We start from the raw sequence: 13,958 nt of genomic DNA, 5'->3' as shown, positions 1-13,958 counted from the left end.
ATTTTTACAAATCTTTAACCTTTTGCACTGGTAAAAATGGTGCGTTTGGGTATTGCCTGTTAGTAAATTGGTCGCTTTTTTCCTGCCTCTCTTAAATAGCTGCTTCGAACAACATCTGTTGTAGCGCGCTGGCGGGATTACTCAATGTTCGGCCTCGGTGACTGATCACGCCAAGATTTCGCAGTACTTGCAGCTTTTTGACTGGCAGCACAGCCAGGCTGCTGTCCACCAATGTGTGGGGCAGAACACTCCAGCCGAGACCGACACAGGCCATCATCTTTATGGTTTCCAGATAGTTGGTTGCCAGCTTCGCGGTGAGTTTTAACCCCTGGGCATCAAACTCTCTTTTGATCAGGCGCCCGGTATAGGTATTCATATCCGGCAGTATGGCGGGATAGTTGGCGAGGTCGGTGAGTTCCAGTTCCGGCAGCTTTGCCAGGGGGTGATCCGGGGCCGCCACCACAACACAGGGGTCGGGCCAAATCACTTCGGCATTCAGGTGCGGATACTCCTTAAGTGCCAGGGTGACCACGGCCAATTCATATTTGGCGGCCATCAGGGCTTCGTAAGCTTGTTCCGAGTCGACAAAATCGATGTCTAAGGCAACTTGTGGATAGCGAAAGCTGAACTCTTTCAGCACTGGGGGCAGATGATGTAGACCCACGTGGTGGCTGGTGGCGATACGCAAGCTGCCGCTGACCGAGTTGCTCAATGCGCGCAATTCCCGCTCGGTGTCGCTGATCTCATTGAGTATATGGCGGGCGCGGGGCAGCAGGGCGCGGCCGGCATCGGTGAGCTGCAATCGCCGTCCAATACGATCGAACAGTGGGGAGCCCAGCTGCTGTTCCAGGGCGGCCAAGCGCTTACTCATGGCGGGCTGAGTCAGGTGCAGCAGCTCGGCGCCTTCAGATACCGAACCCTGTTCCGCGATTGCCAGAAATGCCCGCAGCCACTGTAGTTCCAAGCTGTTTCCCCTGAAGCGATTTGTCGATAAAGGCTCAGATTGAGCCGCTGGATAAATGGCAGAGACGCCAGAAGATGGATATTACCCCAGTTTGGCTTTCGAATTCCATTTAGGAATACTTTAGATAATAAATATAAATTGGTGTTATTTGGTGGGTCTGGGTAGACTCAGGCTCTTAACTACTGAGAGGAATGGCTGTGGCAGGGCAAACACTCTACGACAAACTCTGGCAGGACCACCTGATCAAGAACTGTGATGATGGCTCCTCACTTATCTATATCGACCGCCACCTGATTCACGAGGTGACCTCCCCCCAGGCGTTTGAAGGCCTGCGTCTGGCTGGTCGCAAACCTTGGCGCAAGGATTCGCTAGTCGCCACTCCCGACCACAATGTGCCTTCCGAGGCGGCCGAGCGCGCCGCTGGCGTCAGTGGTATTCGCGATGATATCTCCCGAATCCAGGTACAGACCCTGGATGAAAACTGCCGTGACTTTGATGTAGTCCAGTTCGGCATCAATGAGCCGGGGCAGGGTATTGTGCATGTGATCGGGCCTGAGACAGGTGCGACACTGCCGGGTATGACGGTGGTTTGTGGCGACTCACATACCTCCACCCACGGGGCGCTCGGCGCCTTGGCCCACGGTATTGGCACTTCTGAGGTGGAGCATGTGATGGCTACCCAGTGCCTTACCCAGAAGAAAATGAAGAATATGCTGGTTCGCGTCGACGGCCAGCTGCGCCCAGGTGTCACTGCAAAAGATGTGGTGCTGGCGATCATTGGCAAAATTGGCACTGCTGGCGGTACCGGTTTTGCGATTGAATTTGGCGGCGAAGTGATGCGCAACATGTCCATGGAAGGCCGTATGACCGTGTGCAATATGGCCATTGAAGGCGGTGCTCGCGCGGGGATGGTGGCGGTAGACCAGATCACTCTCGATTACGTGAAAGGCAAGCCCTACGCGCCGAAAGACGAAATGTGGGATCGCGCAGTTGAGGCCTGGAGCCACTTGCACTCCGATGACGATGCGGTATTCGACGAAGTCGTGGTATTGGTCGGTGAGGATATTGAGCCGCAGGTCAGCTGGGGCACTTCCCCTGAGATGGTGGCGCCGATCAGCGCCCAGGTGCCTACCCCCAGTGACGAGAGCGATGCCACCAAGCGTACGGGCATGGAGCGAGCGCTGGAATATATGGGGTTGAACGCCGGGCAGAATATCAGTGATATCAAACTGGATCGCGTATTTATCGGCTCCTGCACCAACTCCCGGATTGAAGATCTTCGCGCAGCAGCAGAAGTTGCCAAGGGCCGTTACAAGGCGGATAGCGTTAAGCAGGTGCTGATTGTTCCGGGCTCCCAGGCCGTAAAAGCCCAGGCTGAGCGCGAAGGGTTGCACGAGATTTTTGTTGAAGCCGGTTTTGAGTGGCGCGAACCGTCCTGCTCCATGTGTCTGGCGATGAATGCGGACAAGCTGGGGGCGGGAGAGCACTGTGCTTCCACCTCCAACCGCAACTTTGAAGGGCGCCAGGGTTACGGTGGTCGCACGCATCTGGTGAGTCCCAGTATGGCGGCAGCGGCTGCAATTGCCGGCCACTTTGTCGATGTGCGGGAGATGGCACCGGTACAGCTGGAAGAGGAGATGGTCTGATGAAAGCGTTTACCCAGCACGAAGGTCTCGTGGTACCGATGGATCGGGCCAATGTGGATACCGACCTGATCATCCCCAAGCAGTTTTTGAAATCCATTAAGCGCTCTGGCTTTGGCCCGAACCTGTTTGATGAGTTGCGCTATCTGGATGAGGGGGTTCCCGGGCAGGACTGTTCCGGCCGTCCGCTCAATCCGGACTTTCCCCTTAATTTCCCCCGCTACCAGGGTGGTTCAGTGCTGATTGCTCGGGAGAATTTTGGCTGCGGTTCCAGCCGTGAGCACGCGCCCTGGGCATTGGAAGATCACGGCTTCCGCGCAATTATCGCGCCCAGCTTTGCCGATATCTTTTTCAATAACTGTTTTAAAAATGGTCTTTTGCCAATTGTCCTGGCGGAAGATGTAGTGCACCAGTTGTTTGAGGAAACACACGGGCAGGAGGGCTATGCGCTCACCATCGACCTGGAACAGCAGCATGTGCTCAAGCCCTGTGGCGAGCTGATTTCATTTGAAGTGGATGCCTTCTACAAGCACTGTTTGCTAAATGGTCTCGATCATATCGGTCTGACCCTGGAGCACGCCGACGATATTCGCGCTTATGAGCAGGCGCGCCGAGAGAAAGCCCCTTGGCTTTTTGATGCGGTTCAGTAATTAAAGGAAATTCCTGTGACGAAAAAAGTAATGATTCTGCCGGGTGACGGCATTGGTCCGGAAATTGTTGAACAGGCCATGGCGGTGCTGGAAGTTGCATCGGGAAAATTCAATCTGGGGCTCAGCTTTGAGCAGGGGCTGATTGGTGGCTCGTCTATCGATGCTCACGGTGAGCCTCTGACTAACGAAACTCTGAAGGCGGCGGGTGACTGCGATGCGGTGCTGCTCGGTGCGGTAGGCGGCCCCCAGTGGGATACCCTGGAGCGGGAAATTCGCCCGGAAAAAGGCTTGTTAAAAATTCGCAGCGGCCTGGGCCTCTACGCGAATCTGCGCCCGGCGATTCTCTACCCTCAACTGGCCGATGCCTCTTCGTTAAAGCCTGAAGTGGTTGCCGGCTTGGATATTCTGATTGTGCGCGAATTGACCGGCGGCATTTACTTTGGTGAGCCGCGCGGTATCAAGACCCTGGAAAATGGTGAGCGCCAAGGCTTTAACACCTACGTGTACAGCGAATCAGAAATTGAACGCATTGCCCGCTCTGCCTTTGAGGCGGCACAAAAGCGCAATGGCAAACTCTGTTCTGTAGACAAAGCCAATGTACTGGAAGTGACAGTGCTTTGGCGCGAGGTGTTGGATCGTCTGGCTCCGGAATACCCCGATGTGGAGCTGTCCCATATGTACGTGGACAACGCAGCGATGCAATTGGTGCGGGCTCCCAAGCAGTTTGATGTGATGGTAACCGGCAATATGTTTGGCGATATCCTCTCCGATGCTGCCGCCATGCTTACCGGTTCCATTGGTATGTTGCCCTCCGCCTCCTTGAACGAAAGTGGTTTTGGTCTTTACGAGCCGTGTCATGGCTCCGCTCCGGATATTGCTGGCCATGGTATCGCCAACCCGCTGGCGACTATTTTGTCTGCTGCCATGATGTTGCGCTATTCCCTCGATATGAATGAGGCCGCAGATGCGATTGAAGCAGCAGTGAGCAAGGTGTTGGAGCAGGGTTTGCGCACTGCCGATATTTATACCGACGGCTGCCAGAAAGTCTCTACCGCAGAGATGGGCGTTGCCGTTGTAGCCGCACTTTAAGTTTCGATTCCACAAGTTTCGAAACCGCAATTTTCGATTCCACTATCGCGCCGCTTTCCCGGCGGCGCACTTTGACCACCTCACATACAGGACACCGCAATGCAAAAAATAGGTTTTATCGGCTGGCGCGGCATGGTCGGCTCGGTATTACTGGAGCGCATGCGAGCAGAGGACGACTTTGCCCATATCGCCGAACCGGTTTTTTTCTCAACTTCCAACGCCGGAGGCACGGCGCCGGACATCGGCAGGCCCCTGCCGCCACTGGGCGATGCTTACGATATTGATGCACTGATCCAGCTGGATGCGATTGTCAGCTGTCAGGGTGGCGATTACACCAAGGAAGTTTTTATCCGCTTGCGCGAGGCCGGTTGGCAGGGTTACTGGATTGATGCGGCTTCCAGCCTGCGAATGCAGGACGATGCTGTGATCGTGCTGGACCCGGTTAATCGCGATGTGATTGATCGCGCAATTGATGCCGGACAGAAAAACTTTATCGGTGGCAACTGCACAGTGAGCCTGATGTTGATGGCTCTGGGTGGACTGTTTAAGGCGGGCATGGTCGAGTGGGTTACCGCCATGACTTACCAGGCGGCCAGCGGTGCCGGTGCGCGCAATATGCGCGAGTTGATTTCGCAGATGGGTGCGCTGCGCGATGGTGTGGCAACAGAGCTGGCCGACCCCGCCAGCGCCATTCTGGAGATTGACCGCAAAGTAGCAGCAGATATGCGCTCAGCAGAATTCCCCACGGCAGAATTTGGCGCGCCACTGGCAGGCAGTTTGTTGCCCTGGATCGATACCCAGTTGGAGAATGGCCAGAGCCGCGAAGAGTGGAAGGCGCAAGTTGAAGCAAACAAGATTTTACAGACCGAAAACCCGATTCCGGTGGACGGCACTTGTGTACGTATCGGTGCCATGCGCTGCCACAGCCAGGCTTTCACCATAAAATTGAAAAAAGATTTGCCACTTGCCGACATTGAACAATTGTTAAATGGTGCCAACGACTGGGTAAATGTGGTGCCCAATGAGCGTGAGGCTACGGTGCAGAACCTGACGCCAACAGCAGTTACCGGAAAGTTGGATATTCCCGTCGGTCGACTGCGTAAATTGAGCGTTGGTCCAGAGTACTTAAACGCCTTTACTGTAGGGGATCAGCTGCTTTGGGGCGCCGCAGAACCCCTGCGCAGAATCCTGCTGATTTTACTCGGCAAACTGTAACTGGTACGAACCTGAGTAAGTCCTCTACTAAGAGTGGAAATAGGCCACTTTAGTGGAGGACTTTTTGCCAAGCTGTGAACTTCTTCGCGTAAAAAACGGCTACTGTTTGTCATAGCGCCTTTTTCGAATTTTCCCCACGGGTATAATCGCCCCTCATTTTTCCCTTTCCAATTCAATGAAGTGATTTGCCATGTCCGAAGCCACCCGCGAACTGGTCATTGTCGGTGTTGATAACGCCGCCTTTGGTCCCCTGCTGGAAGTACTCGAAGAGCGTGAAGTAATTTCCGCCGAGCAGCTGAGTTTGCTGGAGACTGACGAACGGGAAGTAGACCCCCAGGTATTTGCCAATCGCAATATTCCGGTGGAGTCCCTGGAGAAATTTACATTTAACGATAAGCAGGTCGTGATTCTGCTGAGCGCCGGCGATGCCGTTGAAGCTGCCATGGCTGCCGCAGAACAAAATGGCGCCTGGATTGTAGACGTGGCCAACAACACCCGTGGCGATGAAAGTGTTGCCCTAGTACACCCAATGTTTAACAGCGGTGAACTCGCTTCTGCCGAGCGCCGCGTTGTTGCCCTGCCAAGTGCCGGCGCCTCCATGGTGGCGGAAGCCCTGGCGCCCCTGAAAGATAAACTGCAAGCGGTAGAGGTACAGCTCAATCAGCCGGTGTCTGCTCTGGGCAAGGCCGCAATTGATGCTATGGCGGCACAAACCGCGCGGATGTTTAGTGGTCAGGATGCGGAAATTGATCCTGAGATTGGCCACCGATTGGCGTTTAACCAGCTCAGTGCCTGCGAGGCTCTGCTCGCCAGTGGCCACACCCTCAGTGAGCTGACTTTGGTTCACGACCTGCGCCGCTTATTTGGAGACGCGGTAGCAGTCGATGCCAGCATCAATACGGTCTCTGTTTTCCACGGTCAGTTAGCTAATTTGGGCGTCGCTTTAACTGAAGATGTCGATCTGGAAAAAGTGCGTGCGCTGCTGGCAAATGGCGCTGGCCTCAAAATGGCGGAGCAGCCCTCGGCAGAAAGTGCGGTGGGCAGTGACGTGACAATCATCGGCCGCTTGCGCCAAAGTCTACTCAACAAGCGACAGTTAAATCTTTGTGCGGTGTCTGACAACCTGCGTAAAGATGTAGCAATAAACTGTGCACAAATTGCCCACTTGTTGCTAAAAAACTACTGATATTTAATACTTAGCGGCCATAGTGAAGGTGTAATCTTAACTTTGGCTTGGCTGAGACTGGCGAAAAATTCGCCATAGTTGGCGGCTGCCTAAACGGCGGCTAATTAGTTGAACGATTACCGTTCAGTAATGGGGATATTCTGAAGGCGCGCTTTTCGGAAACCCTGGGAAGGTTCTAACAATAAAGGGAATCGGATATGCGTGTGCGTAAGTTGGCACTTGCAGTTGGTCTAGTCGGTGCACTGGGAAGCAACGCGGCTCTGGCGCTTGGACTAGGTGAGATCAAGCTCAACTCGACCCTTAACCAGCCTCTCGATGCGGAAATCGGACTGCTGCAGACTCGCGGTTTGGAAGATACCGAAATTAGGGTTCGCCTCGCAGGTCCTGAAGAATTCGAACGCGCTGGTGTCGAGCGCTCTTACCTCCTTACTTCTTTAAGTTTTGAAGTGGACTACTCCGGTGGCAAGCCGGTTATTCGCATTTCCAGTCGCGATGCCATTCGCGAACCTTTTTTGAATTTCCTGGTTGAAACTCGCTGGCCCAGTGGCCGTCTACTGCGCGAATATACGCTGCTGATGGACCTGCCGGCGTTTTCCCCAACGGCTGCGCAGCAACCCGTGCGCGCAGCTGAGCGCGAGCGGCAGCAAGTGCGTCGCACAGCCCCAGTTCAGCAGCCCCAGCCTCGAACAACACCGGCCCCGGCTGCTCGTCAGGCACCGGCCGAACCAGCCCCAACTGAAAGGACTGCCCCGGAAACTCGCGAGCCCGCTCGCCCGCAGCCACGTTATACGACTACAGACACCAGCGAAAGCAACAGCCAGGTATATGGCCCGGTAAGTTCCTCCGATACATTGTGGGAAATCGCGCTGCAAAATCGCGCCAGTCGCGAGTTCTCTGTTCAGCAGACCATGCTGGCGATTCAAAGGCTGAACCCAGAAGCCTTTATTAATGACAATATCAACCTGTTGAAGAAAGGTGCCGTACTGCGCCTGCCCAACACCGAGGATTTGCGCACTCTGACTATGACGGAGGCGATTTCTGAGGTGGCTCAACAGAATGACTCCTGGCGCCAGCGCTCCGAAGTGGAAGTGGCTACTGGCGCACCGCTGGATGCCCGTGCGGTTGAGGAGGAGTCCTATGTCAGCGAAACGGTTGAAGGGCGCGTTAGCCTGGCTGCACCGGGGGACAATGAGTCCGTTACTTCCGGTTCTGGAGTCGGCACTGATGACAGTGAGGCGCTGGAAGGCGATCTCACAGTAGCTGAGGAAGAGCTGGATAAGTCCAAGCTCGAAAACACTGAATTGCGTGAACGTATCGCCGAGCTCGACGAGCAGATCGATACCATGGATACGCTGATTGATGTTTCCAATGAGGAACTGGCTGCGGTGCAGGCCGCCGCGGAGCAGTCAGACGTGTTGCTCGACCCCACTGAGGCGGATGGCGTTGAAGTAGAGTCTTTAGATGACAGCCTGACTGTTGAAGACAGCGAAGAGTTTGATGTTGCTGCTGATACGGAAGAAGAAACTGTTGAAGCAGAACCGGCTCCAGCAGAGACGCGTAACCGTGTAGTTGAAGTTCAAACCAAGCCCAAGCCAACCTTTATGGAGCAGCTGGCCGATAACGGAATGCTGATTGGCCTGGGTGGTGCGGGTCTGCTGGCCGCTATATTTGGCCTGTTCACCTGGCGTCGCCGCAAGGCTGAACAAGAGGCGCAGCAGGAACTTGAACAGCAGATGGCTATGGAACAAGAGCCGCTGGATATTCCTGAGGATATTGCCGAACCCGATGAAACTCTCGCTGCAGTTGAGAGCATGGAGGCAGACGATACCTTCGATCTGGGCGATCTCGGCGATGTAGGCACTGATGACCCAATTTCTGAAGCGGAGATTCACCTGTCCCTGGGGCAGTATGAGGAAGCGGAAAGCAAGCTGCTGCTGGGCCTGAAAAAGGACCCGCAGGTAGTCGATGCGCGCCTGATGTTGATGGAGGTTTACGCCCACAACCAGGACGTTGAAAAGTTTGACGATCACTACCGCCAGCTGCTCAGCATCAGCGACGGTCCTGCTGCCGATCGCGCCGCCCGCCTGCGTGAATCCATTGCTGGTGCGCCGGATTTTGAAGCCCCGGCTATGGGTCTTTCCAATGAGTCCTTCGAAGCGGCGCAGCTCGACGATATCGGCGCGGCCCTGGACGATGACTTCACCAGCGCCGAGCCGGGACTGGTTGGTAGCGGTGACGCGCTGGAGCCCGATACCTCTCTCCTCGATGACTTGACTATGGATCTGTCATTGGATCAGGAAAGCTCTGATTCTGAGCAAGAGCTGTCCCTGGACCTGGAGTTGGATAGCAGCTTTGAAGAGCCGTTGCAGGCGAGCGCAGATCAAAGTGAGTCGCTGGATACCGAGTTCAATCTGGATGATTTGGACCTGGACAGTGCTCTCGACGGAGACAGCCAGGAAGTTACTGCTGAGGTATCGGAACCAGAAGTTGAAAACGACTTAAATCTTGATGAACTTGATTTGGGTGAGTTGGACCTGGGTGATCTGGGCTCAAGTAATCAAGAGCCCGCTTTGATTGAAGACGATTTGGGGCTTGAGCTTTCTGATAACACAGAAGAGAGTGTCGATGCTCCAATAGAATTCGATACCTCTGAGTTGGATCTGGATTCCCTCGACTTGGAGCCGGCGGCAGAAGGAAACTCTGAGGCCTCAGTTGAGGCCCAGCTGGAAGAAAAGGCAACTACCAGCGGTGGTTCCGTTCCGGGCCTGGATTTTGAGCTGGATCTTTCCATGATGGAGGAAGAGATTCAGCCCCAGACAGAAGAAGAGACTTCGGTTGAGCTGGATACGGCCTTTGAATTGGATGATGCTCTGGAACTGGATTCCGTTGACAGCGGTTTGAGCGAGGAAATCTCCCTGACAGAAGGAGTCTCCTCTGCCCAGGAGTCTGCAGAAGAGTTATCCATGGATGACTTCTCTGATGGCGATCTGGAGATAATCGGCGGCGACTTGGATTCCGACCTGGATCTCGACGGTATCGACCTGGATGATATTGCTGCGGATCTCAACGCAACTGAGCAGTCCTCGGCAGAGGTGGCCGCGGCCAGCAGTGAGCCGGCAGCAGATTTATCCCTCGATGCTGACCTGGATACTCTCGATGCTGCAGGTATGGAGCTGGCCGGGGCTAGCGACCTGGACTTCAATGCGGATGCAATCGAAGAGGAGTTCTCCCTGGAGGATGAGCTGGCTCTCATCGATGAATCCACTGAGGGTGATTTGACTCTTGAGCCAGAACCCCTGGTTGAAGCTAAGCCTGAAGCGACAGAGCAGGTTGAGGCGGTTGTCGAAAAGCCGTCAGATTCTGACTTTGGTGACCTCGACTTCAACCTGGAAAGCGACCTCAATTCAGAGTTGAGTTTGCTGGAAGGCGGCGATGAGATGGCGACCAAGTTGGAGTTGGCTCAAGCTTATATGGATATGGGTGACGAAGAGGGCGCTAAGGATATCCTCAAAGAGGTAGCCCAGGATGGTGGCGGTGAACACAAAGACCGCGCCGAGGAAATGCTGGAGCGGATGGTGTAAGCTAGCAGCGTATTCCGTTTTTGAAAAAACCTCGCACTGGTTGCGAGGTTTTTTTATTTTTACCGGGAAGTTCCCGGCAGTGATTTTTACCCGGCGCAGTCGCAGCGGGGAGAGCAAGTGGTTTTGGTGATATGAGTCAGGTGACGCAGAGGGAATATATTTACAAGCCAAACGGGGAGGTCCCTGAAGGTGAGGGGCTGCCTGAAGGGCTGCGCCGTATAGCCCTGGGCGTTGAATACTGCGGAGCCAAGCTGCACGGTTTCCAGAAGCAGAAGTCTGCATCGGAGACTGTCCAGGCTCATCTGGAGCGGGCTTTATCCACTATTGCAGCGGAGGATGTGACCCTGGTTTGTGCCGGGCGTACCGATGCGGGCGTTCATGCTACCAACCAGGTCATTCACTTTGATACCCGAGCGCAGCGCCCGGACCGCGCCTGGGTACAGGGAGTTAATATCAAGTTGCCGGATTCCGTGCGGGTGCGCTGGGCTCGGGAAATGCCGGCGCAGTTCCATGCACGTTTTTCCGCTCACGCACGCAGTTATCGCTATTTGATTCACAGTGCGCCGACCCGCTCAGCCCACAGCGCCGCTGAGGTAACCTGGACCCAGCACTCACTGGACTTGGAAGCGATGCGTGAGGGAGCCAGCTACTTGATCGGCCGCCACGACTTCACCAGCTACCGTGCCTCTCAGTGCCAGGCCAAGAGCCCGGTGCGCGAAATTACCCGCCTGGATATTGCTCCAGTGGGTCAGCTGGTTGCCTTGGAAATTAGTGCTAACGCATTCCTTCACCATATGGTGCGCAATATCACCGGGGTTTTGATGGCTGTGGGGCGAGGTGAGCGTCCACCAATTTGGGTAAAAGAGGTGCTGGATCAGCGGGACCGCTCCGCCGGAGGCGTGACTGCACCGCCGTTTGGCTTGTATCTCGTTGATGTGCGCTATCCGGATCATTTCCAGCTTCCCCAATGTGAGCCTGGGCCACTGCTGGTGCCACAGCCTTTGGGTGCTTTGCTTTCCAGTTAGACTGCTGAATTTTTCGAGGCTAAAGCAAATCTGGGAGAGGGCGTGCATTTCGCGCCTTCTGACTATCTGCTAGTATCCGTCGTTCCCTCTTTTGATCGGCCAGCCGGCTGAGTCCAGGTTACACGATGCAAGTAAAAATATGCGGCATCACTTGTATAGAAGATGCCCTGATGGCTGTAGATGCGGGTGCCGACGCGTTGGGCCTGGTATTTTATAAGCCGAGCCCGCGCTATATCGATCTTGATATGGCAGCTAAAGTTGCAGCGGCAGTTCCCCCATTTGTCACCCTGACGGGGTTGTTTGTCGATGCGGCACAGAGTGAGGTGGACGCTGTGCTGGAATCGGTGCCGCTTAACCTGCTGCAATTCCACGGCGATGAAAGTGCCCGTTTCTGCGAGCAATTCCGGCGCCCCTATATCAAAGCGTTGCGGATGAAAGATGACCTCGATGTCAAAGCCGCAATGACTGAGCACCCCAAAGCCCGGGGTTTTCTATTGGATGCCTACAGGCCTGGTGTCCCCGGTGGTACCGGAGAGACCTTTGATTGGGACAGAGTTCCCCAAGATAGCAATCGCCCGATCGTTCTTGCCGGTGGCTTGAATCCCGCGAATGTAACTGCAGCAGTAGAAGCTGCGCGCCCACAGGGGGTGGATGTGAGCGGAGGTGTAGAGCATCAGCCGGGACGCAAGGATCGAGAAAAGGTTTTTGCGTTTGTCAGCGCGGCGAAGAGATAGATTTAGAGGCGGTACCGGAAGTGTCGCTCGCCGGCTTGGCCGGCGCGAGCCAGCAAATACCAGCAGATCGACGCATCTGCGCCAGTATTTTCTGGCGACGTTTGAATAGTTCAGGGAGAACTACGACTAATAGTATTGAAGCGGCACAGGGAAGTGCCGCTCGCCGGCTTGGCCGGCGCGAGCCAGCAAATACCAGCAGATCGACGCATCTGCGCCAGTATTTTCTGGCGACGTTTGAATAGTTCAGGAAGAACTAGGGCTAACAGTATTGAAGCGGCACAGGGAAGTGCCGCCCGCCGGCTTGGCCGGCGCGAGCCAGTAAATACCAGCAGATCGACGCATCTGCGCCAGTATTTTCTGGCGACGTTTGAATAGTTCAGGAAGAACTACGGCTAATAGTATTGAAGCGGCACAGGGAAGTGCCGCCCGCCGGCTTGGCCGGCGCGAGCCAGCAAATACCAGCAGATCGACGTATCTGCGCCAGTATTTTCTGGCGACGTTTGAATAGTTCAGGAAGAACTATTCAAACAGTAGGTAAAAAGAAAGTTTTAACCCCACGTGACCCACGGAGTATGAGTGTGAGTAAGCCAGGTGCTATCGATTTTTCCACCTTCCCGGATGCGAGCGGACATTTTGGTCCCTACGGCGGTCGCTTTGTATCGGAGACGCTGATCAGCGCATTGGATGAGCTTCAGGCAATGTATAGCCGCCTGAAAGATGATCCGGATTTTGTCGCTGCCTTTGATCACGATCTGGCGCACTACGTAGGCCGGCCATCGCCGCTGTATCTTGCTGAGCGACTGACTGAGCAGGCGGGCGGTGCGCGAATCTGGCTTAAGAGGGAAGACCTGAACCATACCGGTGCGCACAAGGTAAATAACACTGTGGGCCAGGCACTGCTGGCCAAACACAGCGGTAAGACCCGAGTAATTGCCGAAACCGGCGCTGGTCAACACGGTGTGGCTACGGCAACCGTGGCGGCGCGTCTCGGTTTGCAGTGTACGGTTTATATGGGTGCGGAAGACGTTAAGCGCCAGTCCCCCAACGTATACCGTATGAAACTGCTCGGGGCAGAAGTGGTGCCGGTGGAATCCGGTTCCAAGACCCTAAAGGACGCCATGAATGAAGCCATGCGCGATTGGGTAACCAATGTCGATAATACTTTCTACATTATCGGCACTGTGGCTGGTCCTCACCCTTATCCGCAATTGGTGCGAGACTTCAACTCTATTATCGGCCGTGAAGCCCGTCGCCAGAGCCTGGAGCGCTTTGGTCAGTTGCCCGATGCGCTGGTGGCCTGCGTCGGTGGTGGTTCCAATGCGATCGGCCTGTTCCACCCGTTCCTGAATGACGCTGAAGTGAAAATGTTTGGTGTCGAAGCCGGCGGTGAAGGCCTGGCTTCCGGTAAGCATGCTGCACCACTGAATGATGGTATTCCCGGTGTTCTGCACGGTAACCGCACCTACCTGATGGAAGATGATGACGGCCAGATTATCGAGACTCACTCGGTTTCTGCGGGGCTCGACTACCCGGGTGTTGGCCCTGAGCACTCTTGGCTGAAAGATATCGGCCGGGTGGAATATGTCACCGCCGATGATGATGAAGCCCTGGATGCGTTCCGTCGACTCACTCGTACTGAGGGCATTTTGCCGGCATTGGAATCCAGCCATGCAGTTGCGTACGCGCTCAAGTTGGCGGCTTCCATGAGCCCTGAACAGAATGTCCTGGTGAATCTCTCCGGCCGAGGCGATAAGGATATTTTCACCGTTGCCGCTATCGACGGTATCGAGGTGTAGCAATATCACCGCCCGCCTCTGAGGCGGGCAAAATGGGTGAAGATCAAATAATTGAGCTGGCTTTTTGCCAGGAGT

Annotated in this window: 10 protein-coding genes; 9 read left to right on the top strand and 1 reads right to left on the bottom strand. The window is 55.1% G+C overall.

Annotated features, from left to right (window positions below; translation table 11 throughout):
- Positions 1-91: 91 nt before the first annotated feature.
- Positions 92-964 (bottom strand): LysR family transcriptional regulator, encoded by an 873-nt coding sequence (locus ACJJI6_RS10115; RefSeq protein WP_282931865.1) that lies wholly within the window; start codon positions 962-964, stop codon positions 92-94.
- A gap of 197 nt (positions 965-1,161) precedes the next feature.
- On the opposite strand from ACJJI6_RS10115, the gene leuC reads away from it, so the two are divergent.
- The 9 genes from leuC (at position 1,162) to trpB (ending at position 13,883) form a co-directional block, all read left to right on the top strand.
- On the top strand, positions 1,162-2,610 hold the full coding sequence (gene leuC, locus ACJJI6_RS10110; protein WP_475713297.1) for a 3-isopropylmalate dehydratase large subunit: 1,449 nt from the start codon (positions 1,162-1,164) through the stop codon (positions 2,608-2,610).
- Positions 2,610-3,257, top strand: a complete 648-nt coding sequence (gene leuD, locus ACJJI6_RS10105) for a 3-isopropylmalate dehydratase small subunit (protein WP_475713296.1) — start codon at positions 2,610-2,612, stop codon at positions 3,255-3,257. Before leuC ends, leuD begins: the two co-directional genes overlap by 1 nt.
- A 30-nt stretch (positions 3,258-3,287) precedes the next feature.
- Positions 3,288-4,346 carry a 3-isopropylmalate dehydrogenase gene (gene leuB, locus ACJJI6_RS10100; RefSeq protein WP_475713449.1) on the top strand — a complete coding sequence of 353 codons (1,059 nt, stop codon included), beginning with the start codon at positions 3,288-3,290 and terminating at the stop codon, positions 4,344-4,346.
- Positions 4,347-4,445: 99 nt separating this feature from the next.
- Complete coding sequence (gene asd, locus ACJJI6_RS10095; RefSeq protein WP_475713295.1) at positions 4,446-5,561, top strand: aspartate-semialdehyde dehydrogenase; 1,116 nt, start codon at positions 4,446-4,448, stop codon at positions 5,559-5,561.
- Positions 5,562-5,751: 190 nt separating this feature from the next.
- A complete protein-coding gene (locus ACJJI6_RS10090) occupies positions 5,752-6,747 on the top strand; it encodes an Asd/ArgC dimerization domain-containing protein (protein ID WP_444927231.1) in 996 nt (331 codons plus the stop codon).
- A gap of 197 nt (positions 6,748-6,944) precedes the next feature.
- Entirely contained in the window at positions 6,945-10,328 is a 3,384-nt protein-coding gene (locus tag ACJJI6_RS10085; protein WP_475713294.1) for a motility hub landmark protein FimV, read from the top strand.
- A gap of 131 nt (positions 10,329-10,459) precedes the next feature.
- Positions 10,460-11,353 carry a tRNA pseudouridine(38-40) synthase TruA gene (gene truA, locus ACJJI6_RS10080; protein WP_475713293.1) on the top strand — a complete coding sequence of 298 codons (894 nt, stop codon included), beginning with the start codon at positions 10,460-10,462 and terminating at the stop codon, positions 11,351-11,353.
- 125 nt (positions 11,354-11,478) lie between these two features.
- The gene (locus ACJJI6_RS10075) at positions 11,479-12,087 is read left to right on the top strand and encodes a phosphoribosylanthranilate isomerase (protein WP_475713292.1); all 609 of its coding nucleotides are present in this window, start codon (positions 11,479-11,481) and stop codon (positions 12,085-12,087) included.
- 572 nt (positions 12,088-12,659) lie between these two features.
- A complete protein-coding gene (trpB, locus tag ACJJI6_RS10070) occupies positions 12,660-13,883 on the top strand; it encodes a tryptophan synthase subunit beta (protein ID WP_108732438.1) in 1,224 nt (407 codons plus the stop codon).
- Positions 13,884-13,958: the final 75 nt, after the last annotated feature.

The organism is Microbulbifer maximicatervae (SeqCode), assembly GCF_056232625.1.
Note: the sequence above shows the minus strand (reverse complement) of the source record. Positions and strands in the feature narration are given on the sequence as shown.